Raw genomic sequence first — 17,033 nt, forward strand, 5'->3', positions numbered from 1 at the left:
AGATCCCCGAAAAGCGGCCGACCTGCTGCGTTGCGCGCCCTAACTGCGTGAACAATCTGACCGGATTTGGGCGGGAATCCCCGCGGCCATCTGAGCAGATTGCGCAATGATTTGCGCTCATGTAACCCATAATTCATAACCTGTGGAGCTTGCTGAATGGTTGCTGCGGCCGAAATGACCCGGGAAAGCCCGATCCTTGCGGATTTGCCTCGCCTCCTTGCCGAAGCCCATCGGGCGGTCGAGAGCCTCTATGGCCAGGCCAAGGCCCGGATCGGGGCCAAGGTGACGGCCGAGCGCAAGCTTTCCGCCCATCTCATCGACCGCGAGCAGCATGCCGTCCATGGCCTGGCCTGGCTCGCCACCTATGCGGCGGTGCTGCGGGAGCTCTCGGCCTACGCGGCCCGTCTGACGGAGGGTCAGAAATTCGGCGAGATCGAGCAGCTCCTGGCCCAGATCGCCGCGGGCGAATATCTGGCCCAGGTTCAGGGCGGCATTCCCATGAACCAGGCCGAATTTGCCAGGCTCCCGGAACTCGGCCTCACCCGCACCGACCTTGCCGTCCTCGACCGCCCGCCGGTCCAGGCCCTGCTCACCGACGGCAACAACGCGGCGGCCCGCCTGAGGCTGGTCGAGCTCATGATCGCCGCCAAGGGGACCGCGACCTTCGGCGATTGCGGCCTCGACGACACGCTGGAAGAGATGCGCCTCAGCATGCGCCGCTTCGTCGAGGACAAGGTCGCGCCCAACGCCCATCGGTGGCATCTCGAGGATGCCTATGTGCCGATGGCAATCGTCGAGGAACTGGCCTCTCTCGGCGTCTTCGCGCTGACGCTGCCCGAGCAATATGGCGGCTTGGGGCTCGGCAAGGAATCCATGTGCGTCGTCTCCGAGGAACTGTCGCGCGGCTGGATCGCCGTCGGCTCGCTCGGGACCCGCGCCGAGATCGCCTGCGAGCTCATCATGGGCGGCGGCACCGATGCTCAGAAGGATCAGTGGCTGCCGAAGATCGCCTCGGGCGAGATCCTGCCCACCGCCGTCTTCACCGAGCCCAATACCGGCTCCGATCTCGGCAGCCTGCGCACCAGGGCGGTGAAGGACGGCGATGTCTACAAGGTCACCGGCAACAAGACCTGGATCACCCATCCCGCCCGCGCCGACATCATGACGCTGCTCGCCCGCACCGACGCCAAGGAGCCGGGCTATAAGGGCCTGTCGATGTTCATCGCCGAGAAGCCTAGGGGGCATGATGCCGATCCCTTCCCGGTCACGGGCATGTCGGGCAGCGAGATCGAGGTGCTCGGCTATCGCGGCATGAAGGAATATGAGATCCGCTTCGAGGATTTCGAGGTCAAGGCCGAGAACCTGCTCGGCCAGGAGGAAGGCCAGGGCTTCAAGCAATTGATGCAGACCTTCGAATCGGCCCGCATCCAGACCGCGGCGCGCGCCCTGGGTGTGGCGCAGAACGCGCTCGATGTCGGCCTCGATTATGCGATGGCGCGCAGCCAGTTCGGCAAGCCCATCGTCTCCTTCCCGCGCATCGCCGACAAGCTGGCGCTGATGGCGGCCGAGATCATGGCGGCGCGCCAACTCGTCTATCATTCGGCGCGCGAGAAGGACGCCGGCAGGCGCTGCGATCTCGAAGCCGGCATGGCCAAGCTCTTGGGCGCCCGCGTCGCCTGGTCGGCCGCCGACAATGCGCTGCAGATCCATGGCGGCAACGGCTTTGCGCTCGAATTCCAGATCTCGCGCATCCTGTGCGATGCCCGCATCCTCAACATCTTCGAGGGCGCGGCCGAGATCCAGGCGCAGGTCATCGCCCGCAGGCTCCTGGAAGGTGGCAATTGAGCGATGGCCGGACCATCCTGATCACCGGCTGCTCCTCCGGCATCGGCTATGCCTCGGCCAGGATGCTGAAGGAGAAAGGCTGGCGTGTCTTCGCCACGGCGCGCAAGGATGCCGATCTCGTCCGCCTCGAAGGCGAAGGTCTCGAGGTCTTCCGCCTCGACTACACCGAGCCCGTGACCATTTCCGAATGCGTCGCCGCCGTCGCCGAGCGCACCCAAGGCAAGCTCTTCGCGCTCTTCAACAACGGCGCCTATGGCCAGCCCGGCGCCTTGGAAGACGTCTCCCGCGGCGCGCTCACCGCCCAATTCGAGGCCAATGTCTTCGGCTGGCACGAATTGACGCGCGACTGCCTCAAGCTGATGCGCGCCAATGGCCAGGGCCGCATCGTCAACAATTCGTCCGTCCTCGGATTGACGGCGATGAAATGGCGTGGCGCCTATTGCGCCTCGAAATTCGCCATCGAGGCCTTGTCCGACACGCTGAGACTGGAGCTGCAGGGCACAGGGATACATGTCTCGCTGATCGAGCCCGGCCCCATCGCCACCCGCTTCATCGAGCATGCGCTCGAAGCCTTCGACCGCAATATCGACGAGGACTCCTCCAACTATCGCGACGTCTATGCCCGCCAGCGCCAGAGGCTCAATGGCGGCGGCGCCAAGCGCTTCAAATTGCCGCCGGAGGCGGTGGCGCGAAAACTCCTGCATGCGCTGGAAAGCCGCAAGCCGCGGCGGCGCTATTATGTGACAGTGCCGACCTATGTCATGGCCTGGGCGCGCCGGCTGCTGCCGCCGCCCGCTCTCGACCGGTTTCTGGATAAGGCATCCGACCAATGAACGTCTTCGATTACCTCGTTCCGATCTCCATCGCCGCCGTCTTCCTGGTGCTGTGTCTCGGTCTGTGGAACATGATGCGCGGTGGCCCGGGCAATGTCTCGCAGCAATTCATGCGCTGGCGCGTCGTCCTGCAATTCGTCGCCATCATCATCATCATGGCAGCGATCTGGTTCGCCGGTAGATGATTCCCGCCTGAACGGCCCTATCCTTGAAAAACCGGGCGGCGATCACCATATGGACGCCCGATTTCGGCAATGAGGGGAGCGATCTTCTTATGGACCTGACCAGAGACGAACAGACAGTGCGCGCGGGCTTCTGGCCCAAGCTCGGCAAGGTATTTGCGTCCATTCCCTTCGCCGAGGATGCGGTGGCCGCCTATTACTGCGCCTTTGACCGCGCAACGCCTTTGAAGGTGAAGGGCGTGCTTCTGGGTGCGCTCGCCTATTTTGTGCTGCCGCTCGATGCCGTGCCCGATTTCCTTCTGGGCCTCGGCTTCACCGACGACATGGCGGTGCTCCTGGCCGCGATCAGCATGATCCGCACCCATCTCAGGCCCGAGCACTATGACAAAGCGCGCGAGATCCTCGCCCGCCTGAAGAAGGGCGAGAAGGTTGCCACCAGTTAAGCGCGTTTGCGCCTGCTCTCCGACCTGTCGTTGTCGTTTGCCGTGTCGACCGCTTCCCGCGGCTCGATCCGTTCGAGCGCGGAGCCCATTTCGGCCGCTGTGCGGCGCAGATCGTATTCGGTCTGCAGGTTCAGCCAGAACTGGGGCGTAGTCCCGAAGTAGCGGCCAAGACGGTGAGCCGTGTCAGCGGTGATGGCGGTTTCCTCCCGCTCGATGCGCTCAATGCGAGTGCGGGGCACGCCGAGTGCCTTGGCGAGGGCATAGGCGGTCAGGCCCAGGGGCTTCATGAACTCCTCGCGCAGGACTTCGCCCGGATGCATGGGCGGTACTTTCTTGGCCATCCGACATCTCCATTTTGATTCCCAGGCCATCGGGCCTAGTGGTAGTCACAAATCTCGACCTCTTCGGCCCCGTCGCCTGCCCATTTGAAGCAGATACGGAACTGATCATTGATTCTGATCGAGTGCTGTCCGGCCCGGTCGCCTTTCAGGGCTTCCAGCCGATTTCCAGGCGGCGATTTCAGATCATCAAGCCTTACCGCCGCATGAACCATCATGAGCTTGCGGCGGCCCACCTTGAAAAGGTCTGACGGGAACCCTTTGCCGGGCTTCTCGTCGTTGAAGACCTTCTCTGTAATCTGGCCCCTGAAGCTCTTGATCATGAAGACAACATGGTATCATGGCATGGTACAAATTGTAAAGCGAAAAGTATCGCGCCATGATACGTCTTGCCACTAACCTCGCGCGATCAGCGCGCGGCTGATAGTCTTCGCAGGCTCGCTTCGCAAGACCACCGAGGTCGTAACCCCGCCATAGCGGCCGAGCGTGTCGACGATGCTTTCGAGCTCGCTCGGCGAGGGCACGATGACCTTCAGGAAGAAGCAGTCCTCGCCCGTCAGGCGCAGCACCTCGATCACTTCCGGCATCTTGCCGAACTGTTTCAGACAGGCGGCGATATGCTCATGGGTGGTGCGCAGGCGGATGATGGCCGTCGTCGAGAGCCCGAGCGCGGCGAGGTCGACGATCGCCTTGTAGCCGGCGATGATCCCGCGCTCTTCCAGCCGCTTCACCCGTTCCGACACCGCGGGCTGCGACAGGCCGACACGCCGGCCGAGCTCGGTGATGTTGATGCGCCCATCCTCCTGCAGGATCTCGATGATCGTAAGATCGGTGGGATCGAGACGGGCGCCGTTCTCCTTGCTTGGCATGGTTGACCTTTAATCCATCGGTTTTGACCGCTCTTTTCCGATGAATACCCATTTTGCGCGGAAAAATCGCCAGTACACTTTGCGGCATATCGAAATCAAGGATGCGGCATGACGGAATTCATCGTTCTTCCGGGGATCGGCGGGTCGGGCGACAGCCACTGGCAGACATTTTGGGAGCGAGCCAACCCGGCGATGCGGCGGTTCGCGCCGGCGAACTGGGAAGCGCCCGACTTCAAGAACTGGATGGCGGCGCTCGAGCTCGCCGTCGCCACGGCGCGCACACCGCCCCTTCTCATCGCGCATAGCCTGAGCTGTCTTCTGGTCGCGCATTGGCAGAAGGTCTCGCGCCTGCCGGTCAAGGGCGCTTTTCTTGCCGCCGTTCCCGATCCGTCATCACCGGTCTTTCCGACGAATGTGGACGGTTTCGTCACCGCACCGCGCGAGCGCTTCCGTTTCCCATCCTTGATCGTCGCGAGCGCCAATGATCCTTACGGCTCGCTCGATTATGCCAAAGCGAGAGCCGTGCAGTGGGGTTGCCAGCTCCATATTGCCGGCGCGCTCGGCCATATCAACGGCGCGAGCAATCTGGGCGAATGGGCGGACGGCAAGGCGTTGCTGGAGGCTTTCACAGCCGCCTGCCCATGACCCTCATGGCACCAGAATCGCCTTGCCCTTGACTTCGCGCCGCGCCAGCGCACCCAGCGCATCGGCGATTTCCTCGAAGCGATAGCGGCGGTGGACATGCGGCGCGAGCTTGCCCTCCGAGGCCCAGGCCAGAAGCTGATCCATATTGGCGCGATGCCGCTCGGGCTCGCGTTCCGTATGCGCGCCCCAGAACACGCCCTGGATGTTGGCGCTCTTGAGCAGGACGAGGTTGAGCGGCAGTTTCGGGATTTCGCCTTGCGCGAAGCCGATGACGAGATGGCGGCCGTTCCAGGAGAGGGCGCGCACCGCGAGCTCGGTCAGATCGCCGCCGACCGGATCATAGACGACATCGACGCCGTCCTGGCTGAGCGCCCGCAGGGCGTCCTTCAGATTCTGCCTGTCATAGTTCACCCCCTCGTCGGCGCCGAGCCTGCTGCAGAAATCGAGCTTGTCGTCGGAAGAGGCGCAGGCGATGACTTTCGCTCCCATGATCTTGCCGATCTCGATCGCCGCCTGGCCGACACCGCCCGCCGCACCCAATATGGCGAGCGTCTCGCCCGCCTTCACATGCGCGCGGTCCTTGAGCGCATGGAGCGTCGTGCCATAGGTGATCGAGAGGCCGGCGGCGATCTCATCGCTCAAGCCCTCAGGAATGAGCGAGAGCCCTCGGGCCTTGACCACCGCTTCCTCGCGTGCGCCGCCATGGCCGACATAGCCCATCACCCGGTCGCCCGCCTTGAGATGCGTGACGTTGCGGCCGAGCTTGGTGACGACGCCGGCGATCTCACCGCCCGGCGAAAAGGGCAGCTCCGGCTTGACCTGATACTTGCCTTGGATGATCAGCGTGTCGAAGAAATTGAGGCCGACCGCTTTGATCGCGACCGCGACCTCGCCGTCACCGGGAAGGTCCGGCGCGATCTCCTCGATCGTGAGGCCGTCTGGACCGCCCAATGTCTTGCACAGGATCGCTCTCATCTGGTGTTGCCTCGTGTGACGATGATGACTCCGATGGCACAGACCAGCATTCCCATGATCTGGACCGGCGTCAATGTCTCATCGAAGAGCAGCCACGCCATGATCGCGGCCACGGCCGGCACGAGGAAGATCAGCGCCGATACGCGCGAGACATCGCCATGGCGGATGAGCGCCATGAGGAGAAGGATGGCGCCGATCGACAAGACGATAACCGACCAGCCGAGCGCGATCCAGGCATCGCGCGTGGCATCGAAGCGGAAGTGCTCGCTGAGAAGCGTGCCGAGGAAGACGACGATGAAGCCGCCGGCATATTGCCAGGCAATGCCGGGCAGCAGATCGACATGGGTCACGTGACGCTTCTGGTAGATGCTGCCGAGCGTGATCGATATGGCGCCGAAGACCATGGCGAGAACGGTGACGGGCGTGATGCCGCGTGTCGTCGAGAGGCTGAGCTTCGGCGCAAGGACCAGGGCCAAGCCGGCCAGCGCCACGGCGAGACCCAGCCAATGGCGCGGCGTGATGCGCTCGCCCAGCAGCTTGCCGGCGACTATCGCGGTAAGGATGGGCTGCAGGCCGGCGATCAGCGCGGCGATGCCGGCCGGCAGACCTTGCGCAACGGCCCAATAGCAGGCGCCGAGATAGCCGCCATGCAGCATCGCGCCCGCCATAACGGCGTGGGTCATCGCGCGCCGCCCGGGCCAACGTGCCTTGAAGAACATCGCCAGAACCGCGAGCACGACGCCGGCAATGCCGAACCTGACCGTCAGGAAGGTCAATGGTTCGACATGCGGTGCGGATAGTCTTGCAACGATGAAGCCGGTTGCCCATATGACGACGAATGACGCGGACGCCGCGGCAATCCAGTTGGGCGCTGTTTTCACATTGGCGTTCGCATGGGCCATGGCGTTCGCCAAGGTTGTTAAAGGGCGGGAAGTCTTTTGCCCGCCCTCGGCTTGTTTGGCGAGTTAGACTTGAGAAGGGCAGATATGTTCGATCCGCAGAAGCTTCTTGATCAGTTCATGGGTGGCCAATCGCGGGGCGGCGAGAACGTGCCCGCCAAAAGCGGATCGGGATTTTCGCCCGACATGCTCAAGGGCCTTGCCGGCGGTGCCGCCGCCGGCGGTCTCGTCTCGATCCTCTTGGGGTCGAAGGGCGGCAAGAAGCTTGCCGGCGGTGCCTTGAAGCTCGGCGGTGCTGCCGTGCTGGGCGGCCTCGCTTACCGCGCCTGGCAGAATTACCAGGCGACGAAGGGCGCCCAGACCACGGTGCCGGCCGAGCAGCCCATGAAGGACATCACGCCCAAGGTCGAGGGCACGGTCTTCCTGCCTTCGGCGCCTAAGGAACGCAACGAGCTGAGCCTCGTCCTGCTGCGCGCCATGATCGCCGCCGCCAAGGCCGACGGCCATATCGACGCCAAGGAACAGCAGGCGATCTTCGCCAAGCTCGACGAACTCGATCTCGACACTGAGGCCAAGGCTTTCGTCATCGACGAATTGCGCAAGCCGCTCGACATCGACGCGGTGGTCAAGGGCGCCACCAGCCCCGAGCGCGCGGTCGAGATCTACGCCGCCTCGGTGCTCGCCATCGATCCCGACGACCCCGCCGAGCAGGCCTATCTCGCGATGCTCGCCTCGCGCCTCAAGCTCGATCCGGCCCTCAAGGCGAGCGTCGAGACCGAGGCGAGGAAATTGCCGGTCACTCAGGGCTAAGGCGATCTGGCGCCGAATCCTCGGCGCTGATATGCCTTGGCCATGACGGAACAGCGGCCCAGTCTCACCCGGCTCCTGCTTGAAGCCATAAGGCGGCTCTTCGCCGACGAAGCCATTCCGCTCGCCGGCAACATCGCCTTCCGCTTTCTGTTCTCGATCTTCCCGTTCCTGATCTTTCTCACCGCGCTCGCCGGCTTCTTCGGCAGCGCCGAGCTTGCGGCGCGCATCGTCACCTATCTCTTGAGCGTGGCGCCGAAGGAATTCGTGACGCCGATCGCGCCGGAGATCAACTCGCTGCTCACCCATCCGCGCACCGGCCTGTTGAGTGTTTCCGCGGCCATCACGGTGTGGAGCGCCATGGGCGGCGTCGACAGCGTGCGGGTGGCCCTCAACCGCGCCTATGGGCTGACCGAGGACCGCAACCCGTTCCTGCTCTATGCCATCATGGCGCTATTTGTCGTCGGTTCCGCCATCCTGCTGCTGGCGCTCGCGGTTCTGATCGTGCTGGCGCCGACCGCCATTCACTTCATCAGTACCTATGCGCCGGGCTTCGATGATGTCATCGTCATCTTCGACCGCTATCGCTATCCCCTCGCCATCATCATCCTCGTCATCGGACTGTTCCTGGCGCATCTGATCCTCCCCGCGCGCCGCGTGAAGATCTACTATCTGATGCCGGGCGTCTTCCTCACCGTCGCCGTATGGCTCGTCCTCACCAGCGTCTATTCCTACTTCCTGTCGAATTTCGCGACCTTCGCCTCGACCTATGCCGGCCTCTCTGGCCTCTTCGCCGCGATGTTCCTGATCTATCTCTCGGCCTTGGCGCTCATTCTCGGCGGCGAGCTCAACCGCGTCATCGTGCTGGCGCGCAAATACCGCCAACCCTCAGCTGAGGCGGCGGACCTGAGCAAGGAGTGAGTCTTTTTCCTTGTGCGTGAGTTCGCGCCAGTCGCGATGCTCGAGCCCGGCGGCGATCGCCCAAAGCAGATTGAGCGAAGCCTTGTCCGCAACACGCCGATAAGCCTTGGCGGCGCCGAGCACGCGCAATTCGGCGATCGTCCGGATTCCGGCCTCGGCCAGGAGCCGCGCGGATTTGGGCCCGAGATTGCGCAAGCGCGCGACCGGCAGGCGGTCCTCGTCCATGGTGTCAGGACGAAGCGGCCTCGATCACATCATCGAAGGTCTTGAGCCCGGTGCGCGGTGCGGAGATCAGCACCGCCATGTTGCCGGGCCGGTGCTCGTTCTTCCACATCTTCATATGCGCCTTGGGAATGTCGGCCCAGGCATAGACTTCCGACATGCACGGATCGATGCGCTGCGCCTGCACCAGCTTGTTGGCATTGGCCGCCTGCATGAGATTGGCGAAATGCGAGCCCTGCACGCGCTTCTGATGCATCCACAGGTAGCGCGCATCCATGGTGAGATTGTAGCCGGTGGTGCCGGCGCAGATGACCACCATGCCGCCGCGCTTCACGACGAGGACCGAGACCGGGAAAGTCGATTCGCCCGGATGCTCGAATACCAGATCGACATTGTTGCCCTTGCCGGTGAAATTCCAGATGGCTTTGCCGAAGTCGCGCGCGTTCTTCAGCCAGTCATTGTATTCGCTCGTACCGACCTTCGGCATCTCGCCCCAGCATTTGAAGTTCTTGCGGTTGATGACGCCCTTGGCGCCGAGCGACATGACGAAGTCGGCCTTGTCGTCATCGGAGATCACACCGATGGCATTGCCGCCGGCGGTGGCGATCAGCTGCACCGCCATCGAGCCCAAGCCCCCCGACGCGCCCCAGACGAGGACATTCTGGCCGGGCTTCAGCGTGTGCGGCCGGTGGCCGAACAGCATGCGATAGGCGGTGGCGAGGGTGAGCGTGTAGCAGGCCGATTCTTCCCAGCTCAAATGCTGGGGACGCGGCAGAAGCTGGCGCGCCTGCACGCGGGCGAATTGCGCGAAGGACCCGTCCGGTGTCTCATAGCCCCAGATGCGCTGCGAGGGCGAAAACATCGGATCGCCGCCATTGCACTCCTCGTCATCGCCATCGTCCTGGTTGCAGTGGATGACGACCTCATCGCCGACCGCCCAGCGCTTCACCTTCGAGCCGATGGCATAGACGATGCCGGACGCGTCCGAGCCCGCGATATGATAGGGGTTCTTGTGGCCGTCGATGGGCGAGATCGGCTTGCCGAGGGCCGCCCACACGCCATTGTAATTGACGCCGGCGGCCATCACGAGGACGAGCACTTCGTCTTCGCCGATCGTCCAGGTGGGGACGACCTCGACCTGCATGGCGCTGTCGGGAGGCCCGTGCCGCTCCTGCCGGATGGTCCAGGCATACATCTTCGCCGGCACATGGCCGAGCGGCGGGATCTCACCGATCTCATAGAGATCCTTCACCGGCTGATTGGCGTTGGCGGCGGGTTCGCTCAGCGTGGTCTTGGCCTGCGCCTTCATGGCTTGGTCCTCCATTCCCCCCAGTTGGGCAAAAGGCTAACGCAGTTTGCGATGCAACAAAAGCACATTGTGCGCCTGCTCACTGGCAAATCGGGACAGTTTGCCGCAGTTTTGGGCAGAACTGCCCGGTTTTTGGAAGAAGCTCTTTCGCTTGGTCCAAGCCTGTTTATCGACCGCCCAATCCGATCCTGCCTCATTTCCGGGCAAAATGGCGGTCCGCACGGAATTGTTGCGCCGCAGCATAACCCATGCTTTCATGGGCCATGACGCGTGACCGACCCTGGATCTTCCGGACCTATGCCGGCCATTCGACGGCGGCCGACAGCAACCGCCTGTTCCGCACTAATCTGGCCAAGGGCCAGACCGGCCTTTCCGTCGCCTTCGATCTCCCGACCCAGACCGGCTATGACAGCGACCATACGCTGGCCCGGGGCGAAGTCGGCAAGGTCGGCGTGCCGATCGCGCATCTGGGCGACATGAAGACCTTGTTCGAGGGCATCCCCTTGGGCGAGATGAACACCTCGATGACGATCAACGCCACGGCGGCCTGGCTTCTCGCCCTCTATGTCGCCGCGGCCGACGAGCAGGGCTCGCCGCGCGGAAACCTCTCGGGCACCACCCAGAACGACATCATCAAGGAATATCTCTCGCGCGGCACTTATGTGTTCCCGCCAAAACCGTCGATGCGGCTCATCACCGACACGATCGCCTTCAGTTCCGCCGAGCTTCCCAAGTGGAATCCGATGAATGTCTGCTCGTACCATTTGCAGGAAGCGGGCGCGACACCGGTGCAGGAATTGAGCTTCGCGCTGGCGACCGCGATCGCTGTGCTGGATGGCGTCAAGGCGTCGAGCACGATCACGCAAGATGAATTCCCGCAAGTGGTCGGGCGCATCTCCTTCTTCGTCAATGCCGGCATCCGCTTCATCACCGAGATCTGCAAGATGCGGGCCTTCACCGAATTGTGGGACGAGATCTGCCGCGACCGCTATGGTGTCGTGGACGAGAAGCTACGCCGCTTCCGCTATGGCGTGCAGGTCAATTCGCTTGGCCTCACCGAGCAGCAGCCCGAGAACAACGTCTATCGCATTTTGCTCGAGATGCTGGCCGTGGTGCTGTCGAAAAATGCGCGTGCCCGCGCCGTGCAGCTGCCGGCCTGGAACGAAGCGCTCGGCCTCCCCCGGCCCTGGGACCAGCAATGGTCTTTGCGCATGCAGCAGATCGTCGCCTATGAGAGCGATCTTCTCGAATATGGCGACATCTTCGACGGCTCGAAGGAGATCGAGGCCAAGGTCGAGCAATTGAAGGCTCAAGCGCGCGTCGAGCTCGAGAGCGTCCTCGCTATGGGTGGCGCCATCACGGCGATCGAAGCGGGCTACATGAAGAGGGCGCTGGTCGAGTCCAATGCCGAGCGCCTGCGCGCTATCGAGGCGGGCGAGACGAAGGTCGTCGGCGTCAATGCCTTCACCTCCTCCGAGCCGTCGCCGCTCGCCGCGGAAGATGGCGAGGCCATCCTCACCGTTCCCGAGACGGTCGAATATGAGCAGATCGAGAAACTGAAGGCCTGGCGCGCTGCACGAAACAAGAAAGCTGCCGCCGCCTCATTGAAGGATCTCGAATCCGCCGCGCGCGAGGGCCGCAACATCATGGAGCCGTCGATCGCCTGCGCCAAGGCGGGCGTCACCACCGGCGAATGGGGCGAGACCTTGCGCCGCGTCTTCGGCGAATACCGCGCGCCGACCGGCGTCACATTGCTCATGCGCGGCGATGCATCGCAACCCATCGCCGACGTGCGCGAGGCGGTCGAGGCGCTTTCCGCCAAGCTCGGCATGAAGCCCAAATTCCTGGTCGGCAAGCCCGGCCTCGACGGCCATTCCAATGGCGCCGAGCAGATTGCCGTGCGCGCCGCCGATTGCGGCTTCGAGGTCTCTTATGAGGGCATCCGCCTGACACCGGAGCAGATCGTCAAGGCAGCGCTCGAGCAAGGCGTCCATGTCGTCGGCCTCTCGATCCTGTCGGGCTCGCATGTGCCGCTGGTGCGCGACGTGATGAACCGCATGCGCACCGCAGGGCTAGGTCACGTGCCGGTCGTCGCCGGCGGTATCATCCCGCCCGAAGACGTGCTGGTGCTGAAGCAACTGGGCGTCGCCCGGGTCTATACGCCCAAGGACTTCGATCTCAACCGCATCATGACCGATCTGGTGAAAATGATCGACGCCAGGGAAAGCGAACACGCGGCATGAAGCGCCCAAGCAATCAGAGCATCACCCGATGGCTGATTTTCGATTTTGTTCGCCGCAATCTTTACGCCTTTGCCTTTGTCTTTGCACTCACCGCTGCCCTCGGCGTCTGGTTGACGAATGAGCCTGTCTCTTCACGGACGATCGAAGGCAAGTTCGCCCGCTGGACGGCGATATCCCGTCAAGGCCCACCCTTGATCCAGGTTTTCGTCGATCTTCCGGATGGCCGGACGACCATGGTCAAGGCCTGGCCCGATTGGCAACCACCGGCAGTCGGTGACGCCATCCGCCTCTACGAAGTTACGCTCCGTTGGTTCGGCAAGAGCTACAGTCTTGCCCCTCCGGCGCAGAGCGGGAGGGAAGGCGAGCGCGCGACATGAGAAAAGACGCGGCAAGGAAACTCAGCCGGCAGCTGACTTCCGAGGCCCTCCGCGGAAATCTCCTGGCAATCCCCTTTGGGCTTCTCATCATAGCGGGTCTGATTTTCTGGACCACCAATGTAGCCGTCTCGCGTCACATCATCGAAGGCCGTTACGTCCGTTGGACGGTGCACCAGTCCGACAAGGGTCAAAGCCTGCCGCGCGTTTTCATCGATCTGCCGGATGGCCGGACGCTCGCGGTCGTAGCCTGGCCCGATTGGCGACCGCCAGAGGCTGGCAGTGCCGTCCGGATCGAGGAACAATCCCTGCGCTGGTACGGCAAACGCTATAGCCTTGTGCGCTGAACCGGCTATTGTGCCGGCGCTTCATGTCTTCGGTCCTCACCACCATTCTCCCGGTCTTCGGCCTGATCGCGCTCGGCTTCATTTGCGCGCGGACGAAGTTCATCGGCGCCGCCGCCGGCCAGGGCCTGAGCCAGGTCGTGTTCAATCTCGCCATGCCGGCGCTGCTCTTCCGCACCGTGGCGGTGATCGATCAGCAGAGCCTGTCGCCCTGGCCGCTCTGGTCGGCGCTGTTCGGCGGCATTGCTTTTGTCTGGCTCGTCACCACCGTCATCGCCAACACCACGAAACTCATCGCCGCCGCACCGGCCTCGGCGGCGATGGGCGCCTCATTCGGCAATCTGGCCATGCTCGGCCTGCCCTTGACGCTGGCGCATTTCGGCGACCGCGCCGCTCTGCCCGTCGGATTCGTCCTGTCCATCCACGCGCCGATATTGTGGCTGGCCGCCGTGATCCATATCGAGTCCTCGGGCCATGGCCATCTCCCTTCCGTCCTCACCATCGCCCGGCAACTGGCGAGCCAGCTCATTCGCAATCCGATCGTGCTGGCGCTGCTTTTGGGCTCTTTGTGGCGAGTGACAGGCTTGGGCCTTCATCCGGTGCCCGACCGTTTCCTCGAGCTCCTGGGAGAAGCCGGCATCCCGACGGCGCTTGTGGCGCTGGGCCTGTCGCTCGCGGCCTACAGCCTCAAGGGTCAATGGCGCGGCATCCTCACGCTCATGATCTTGAAAATGCTCCTCCTGCCGCTCACGGTCTGGCTGATCGCGCGCCATGTCGTCGGCCTCGAGCCCTTCTGGATCCAGATCGCGCTGGTCCTCGCCGCGATGCCGACCGGCGCCAATGCCTATTTGTTCGCCGAACGTTACGCCACGGGAACGGCTGCGGTTTCGGGCGCCATCGCGCTTGGGACGGCGCTGTCGCTCGTCACCTTGAGCGTTCTGTTCCTGTTCATGGATTCAGGCTTGATCTAGGCCCGTTCGCTGAAAATCCTGACAGCAACTGTCATCAGGGGATGCTTAGCTGCGCTGCCAATCCGGCACTGATCATTGAGCGAGAGGTGATGACGATGACCGACCAGACCCGCAAGGCCGAAGAATTCCACGCGCTGCACAGGGCCGGAAATCCCCTCATTCTCTTCAATATCTGGGATGCGGGCAGCGCCAAGGCGGTTGCCGCCGCGGGCGCCCGCGCGCTGGCGACGGGGAGCTGGTCGGTCGCCAATGCGCAGGGTTTTGCCGATGGCGAGCATCTGCCGCTCGCTGTGGCCATCGACAATCTGCGGCGCATCGTCAAGGTGACGGACCTTCCCGTGACGGTCGATCTGGAATCGGGCTATGGCGACACGCCGGCAAAGGTCGGCGAGACCATCGGCATGGCGATCGAAGCGGGCGCCATAGGCTGCAATCTCGAGGACAGCTTTCCCGCCGACGGAACTCTCCGCCCGGCGACGGACCAGGTCGAGCGCATCCGTGCGGCGCGGCGGGCGGCCGATGCCGCCCACCTTCCCTTCTTCATCAATGCTCGCACGGATATCTTTTTCCAGCACGAACCCGAGGCGCATGACGATGCCATGATCGATGCGGCGCTGGAGCGCGGCCGGGCCTATGCGCAAGCCGGCGCCAGCGGGCTTTTCGCGCCTGGCCTCGACAAGATCGCTCTGATCGAACGCCTCGCCAAGACTTCCTCGCTTCCCCTCAACATCATGGTCGGCACAACGACCCCGTCACGCGACGAGCTCGCGCATGCTGGTGTCGCGCGCTTGAGCCACGGCCCCGGTCCCTATCTGCTGGCCATGAAGGCGCTCGAAGACGCCGCGCGCGGCGCTCACCTCTGAGCGGCATTGGGTGACAAGCGCATTGAGCATGTGACGATCTTTCCCGCTGCTCGTTCTGTCGATCCGTTATGTGGCCAGGCGATATCGTTCCTGCAGGACGCAGGCGCTCGCAAGCCGCATCAGCGCCCGATCAATGCTGGACAGCCTTTTGTCATCGAATGAAGGAAGGCGGTCGAGTAAAGCCACGATCCGCTTCTGATCAAGATAAGGGATGGCGGCGAGAGCCGGTCCCCGGAGCATGTCCTGTACCAGCGTATTCAATCTCTCCCGCCGCCGCAGCGTGGCAGGAGGCGTGGCGAAGGGGTGTTTGCGCCGGCGATAGACGGTGTCGCTGACGACATCGCGCGTTGCCTCGCGAAGCACGTATTTCTCGGTCTTGCCGCGTATCTTCTGGCTCACCGGCTGGGCGCTCATAACCTCGACGACATGATGATCGAGGAAAGGCAGGCGGCCCTCGACCGAGTGCGCCATTTCCACGCGATCGCTCAGCATCGTGAGAATATAGGTCGGCATCCTGCTCTTTGCGCCAAGGTACAGCGCCTGGTTCAGCGGATGCCGTCCCGCAAGCTGGGCCGGCACATTGATCTCGCTGATCAAGGCGCGGTAGCAATCGCTCCGGGGAAATCTTTCCAGGAATTCCTTCGCCATGAAGCCCTGCATGGATTGCGCAGCAGCAGCCCGGATCTCCATCCAGTAGGGAGCAACACCAAGCCGCTTTCTCACCGTGTCGAGCGGCAATACTACGCCATTCGGGTCCGCAGGCGTTCCCGCACGCTGCATATCAAATCGAAATTCGGGATAGCCCGCAAGAATCTCATCAGCGCCTTCTCCCGTGAGGACAACCTTGAATCCGGCATCGCGCACAACCCGGCTCAGCAGATACTTGGCCACGCCATGAGCATTATTGCAGAGCGTCTCGGCCTGTTCGATGGCGTCGGCAAAATGATCCGCGAGATCGTCCTGCCGGGCGGGGATCGAAACGAATTCGGCGTTCGCCTTGGCCGCCATTTCTCGAGCGATCTCTTTCTCGTCGAACCGCGGATCGTCGAAACTGATGTTGAAGGCGCGAATGGGACGAGGGTGATGCCGCGCCGCCAGTCCGAGCACCGCGCAGGAATCGATGCCGCCGCTGAGATAGCACGCCACCGGCACATCGGCGCGCAGGCGAATGCGGACCGCCTCATCGAGCGCGCTGCGAAGCTCCGCTGCCCAGTCTGCGTCCGAACGTTGTGGCGGCGGAAAGCGTTCCTGACGAAAATTGAAGTCCCAATATTGGCTGATCCGCACTCGCTTCTCGGTGGCGATCATATAATGGCCAGGCGGAATTTGCAGAACGCCCGCAAACAGCGTGCGCTCCTGCCCGCCGGCGGAGGTCAAGGCATGGTAGAAGGATTCGGCATCCCACCGCGCCGGCAAACCGGCGGCAAAGAGCGCCTTCACTTCCGAGGCGATAAACAGCGTATCGTCATGCCACGCATAGAACAGCGGTTTGATTCCAAAGCGATCGCGCGCGGCAAACACAGTGCGGCTTCTTTCGTCCCACAGCACAAAGGCGAACTCGCCGCGCAGCCGGTGCAGGCACTCCACGCCAAGGTCCTCGTAAAGATGCAACGCAATCTCACTGTCCGAGCGCGTGCGCAATCGGTGACCGGATGCCTCGAGCTCGCGCTGGATCGACTCATAGCCATAGAACTCGCCATTGACCACGATGCGTGTGTGGCCGTCTTCGCTGGCGATCGGCTGATCGCCCGTCGCAAGATCGATGATGCTGAGACGCCGGTGGCCAAGGCCGGTCCGCCGATCAGGCGAAATCCAAAAGCCCTCTCCATCCGGGCCGCGATGCCGGAGCCGGTCGGTTGCCCGAGCGAGCACCTCGGGCTCGATCGGCTTTCTGCGCGAGAAGATCGCGACGATTCCACACATGGCCGTCCAGCCTTTCAGGGTCCCCTG

The 17,033-nt window shown here is 63.3% G+C and carries 21 protein-coding genes; 12 read left to right on the forward strand and 9 right to left on the reverse strand.

The window, feature by feature from the left end:
- The first annotated feature begins 156 nt into the window (after positions 1 to 156).
- From DS839_RS12275 to DS839_RS12290, 4 genes are all read left to right on the forward strand, one after another.
- On the forward strand, positions 157 to 1,845 hold the full coding sequence (locus tag DS839_RS12275; RefSeq protein WP_368911559.1) for an acyl-CoA dehydrogenase family protein: 1,689 nt from the start codon (positions 157 to 159) through the stop codon (positions 1,843 to 1,845).
- Positions 1,842 to 2,678, forward strand: a complete 837-nt coding sequence (locus tag DS839_RS12280; protein ID WP_368911560.1) for an SDR family oxidoreductase — start codon at positions 1,842 to 1,844, stop codon at positions 2,676 to 2,678. The genes DS839_RS12275 and DS839_RS12280 overlap by 4 nt, the downstream gene beginning before the upstream one ends.
- Positions 2,675 to 2,863, forward strand: a complete 189-nt coding sequence (locus DS839_RS12285) for a twin transmembrane helix small protein (protein WP_119270615.1) — start codon at positions 2,675 to 2,677, stop codon at positions 2,861 to 2,863. Before DS839_RS12280 ends, DS839_RS12285 begins: the two co-directional genes overlap by 4 nt.
- Positions 2,864 to 2,952: 89 nt before the next feature.
- A complete protein-coding gene (locus tag DS839_RS12290; protein ID WP_119270811.1) occupies positions 2,953 to 3,303 on the forward strand; it encodes a YkvA family protein in 351 nt (116 codons plus the stop codon).
- Here the strand turns inward: DS839_RS12290 and DS839_RS12295 are convergent.
- The 3 genes from DS839_RS12295 to DS839_RS12305 form a co-directional block, all read right to left on the reverse strand.
- On the reverse strand, positions 3,300 to 3,644 hold the full coding sequence (locus DS839_RS12295; RefSeq protein ID WP_119270616.1) for a HigA family addiction module antitoxin: 345 nt from the start codon (positions 3,642 to 3,644) through the stop codon (positions 3,300 to 3,302). The two genes, DS839_RS12290 and DS839_RS12295, sit on opposite strands and share 4 nt — an antisense overlap.
- Before the next feature lie 35 nt (positions 3,645 to 3,679).
- The gene (locus tag DS839_RS12300) at positions 3,680 to 3,964 is read right to left on the reverse strand and encodes a type II toxin-antitoxin system RelE/ParE family toxin (RefSeq protein ID WP_119270617.1); all 285 of its coding nucleotides are present in this window, start codon (positions 3,962 to 3,964) and stop codon (positions 3,680 to 3,682) included.
- A 72-nt stretch (positions 3,965 to 4,036) separates the two neighbouring features.
- Positions 4,037 to 4,510 carry an Lrp/AsnC family transcriptional regulator gene (locus DS839_RS12305; RefSeq protein ID WP_119270618.1) on the reverse strand — a complete coding sequence of 158 codons (474 nt, stop codon included), beginning with the start codon at positions 4,508 to 4,510 and terminating at the stop codon, positions 4,037 to 4,039.
- A gap of 108 nt (positions 4,511 to 4,618) precedes the next feature.
- On the opposite strand from DS839_RS12305, the gene DS839_RS12310 reads away from it, so the two are divergent.
- Complete coding sequence (locus DS839_RS12310) at positions 4,619 to 5,155, forward strand: RBBP9/YdeN family alpha/beta hydrolase (protein WP_119270619.1); 537 nt, start codon at positions 4,619 to 4,621, stop codon at positions 5,153 to 5,155.
- 3 nt (positions 5,156 to 5,158) lie between these two features.
- Here the strand turns inward: DS839_RS12310 and DS839_RS12315 are convergent, their stop codons facing one another.
- Positions 5,159 to 6,130: an NADPH:quinone oxidoreductase family protein gene (locus tag DS839_RS12315; RefSeq protein WP_119270620.1), complete on the reverse strand. Its 972-nt coding sequence runs from the start codon at positions 6,128 to 6,130 to the stop codon at positions 5,159 to 5,161.
- Positions 6,127 to 7,032 carry a DMT family transporter gene (locus tag DS839_RS12320; RefSeq protein WP_119270621.1) on the reverse strand — a complete coding sequence of 302 codons (906 nt, stop codon included), beginning with the start codon at positions 7,030 to 7,032 and terminating at the stop codon, positions 6,127 to 6,129. The genes DS839_RS12315 and DS839_RS12320 overlap by 4 nt, the downstream gene beginning before the upstream one ends.
- An 84-nt stretch (positions 7,033 to 7,116) precedes the next feature.
- On the opposite strand from DS839_RS12320, the gene DS839_RS12325 reads away from it, so the two are divergent.
- Both DS839_RS12325 and DS839_RS12330 read left to right on the forward strand, forming a co-directional pair.
- Positions 7,117 to 7,839, forward strand: a complete 723-nt coding sequence (locus DS839_RS12325; RefSeq protein ID WP_119270622.1) for a tellurite resistance TerB family protein — start codon at positions 7,117 to 7,119, stop codon at positions 7,837 to 7,839.
- 42 nt (positions 7,840 to 7,881) lie between these two features.
- Positions 7,882 to 8,757 carry a YihY/virulence factor BrkB family protein gene (locus DS839_RS12330; RefSeq protein WP_119270623.1) on the forward strand — a complete coding sequence of 292 codons (876 nt, stop codon included), beginning with the start codon at positions 7,882 to 7,884 and terminating at the stop codon, positions 8,755 to 8,757.
- Here the strand turns inward: DS839_RS12330 and DS839_RS12335 are convergent.
- Genes DS839_RS12335 through DS839_RS36410 form a run of 3 tightly spaced genes read right to left on the reverse strand, consistent with a single transcriptional unit; the run spans position 8,725 to position 10,531 of the window.
- Entirely contained in the window at positions 8,725 to 8,982 is a 258-nt protein-coding gene (locus tag DS839_RS12335) for a TfoX/Sxy family DNA transformation protein (protein ID WP_119270624.1), read from the reverse strand. The two genes, DS839_RS12330 and DS839_RS12335, sit on opposite strands and share 33 nt — an antisense overlap.
- A 4-nt stretch (positions 8,983 to 8,986) precedes the next feature.
- Positions 8,987 to 10,288 carry a crotonyl-CoA carboxylase/reductase gene (gene ccrA / locus DS839_RS12340; protein ID WP_119270625.1) on the reverse strand — a complete coding sequence of 434 codons (1,302 nt, stop codon included), beginning with the start codon at positions 10,286 to 10,288 and terminating at the stop codon, positions 8,987 to 8,989.
- Between the two features lie 36 nt (positions 10,289 to 10,324).
- A complete protein-coding gene (locus DS839_RS36410; protein WP_162918474.1) occupies positions 10,325 to 10,531 on the reverse strand; it encodes a hypothetical protein in 207 nt (68 codons plus the stop codon).
- A gap of 20 nt (positions 10,532 to 10,551) precedes the next feature.
- On the opposite strand from DS839_RS36410, the gene DS839_RS12345 reads away from it, so the two are divergent.
- From DS839_RS12345 to DS839_RS12365, 5 genes are all read left to right on the forward strand, one after another.
- Complete coding sequence (locus DS839_RS12345; protein WP_368911561.1) at positions 10,552 to 12,531, forward strand: methylmalonyl-CoA mutase family protein; 1,980 nt, start codon at positions 10,552 to 10,554, stop codon at positions 12,529 to 12,531.
- A complete protein-coding gene (locus DS839_RS12350; RefSeq protein WP_119270627.1) occupies positions 12,528 to 12,908 on the forward strand; it encodes a hypothetical protein in 381 nt (126 codons plus the stop codon). The genes DS839_RS12345 and DS839_RS12350 overlap by 4 nt, the downstream gene beginning before the upstream one ends.
- Positions 12,905 to 13,252: a hypothetical protein gene (locus DS839_RS12355; protein WP_119270628.1), complete on the forward strand. Its 348-nt coding sequence runs from the start codon at positions 12,905 to 12,907 to the stop codon at positions 13,250 to 13,252. Before DS839_RS12350 ends, DS839_RS12355 begins: the two co-directional genes overlap by 4 nt.
- 23 nt (positions 13,253 to 13,275) lie before the next feature.
- On the forward strand, positions 13,276 to 14,220 hold the full coding sequence (locus DS839_RS12360) for an AEC family transporter (RefSeq protein WP_162918475.1): 945 nt from the start codon (positions 13,276 to 13,278) through the stop codon (positions 14,218 to 14,220).
- 95 nt (positions 14,221 to 14,315) lie between these two features.
- A complete protein-coding gene (locus tag DS839_RS12365; protein WP_119270812.1) occupies positions 14,316 to 15,083 on the forward strand; it encodes an isocitrate lyase/PEP mutase family protein in 768 nt (255 codons plus the stop codon).
- 66 nt (positions 15,084 to 15,149) lie between these two features.
- On the opposite strand, the gene asnB is transcribed toward DS839_RS12365, so the two are convergent.
- Positions 15,150 to 17,006, reverse strand: a complete 1,857-nt coding sequence (gene asnB, locus DS839_RS12370; protein ID WP_119270630.1) for an asparagine synthase (glutamine-hydrolyzing) — start codon at positions 17,004 to 17,006, stop codon at positions 15,150 to 15,152.
- Positions 17,007 to 17,033 lie beyond the last annotated feature (27 nt).

The organism is Taklimakanibacter deserti, from assembly GCA_003574785.1.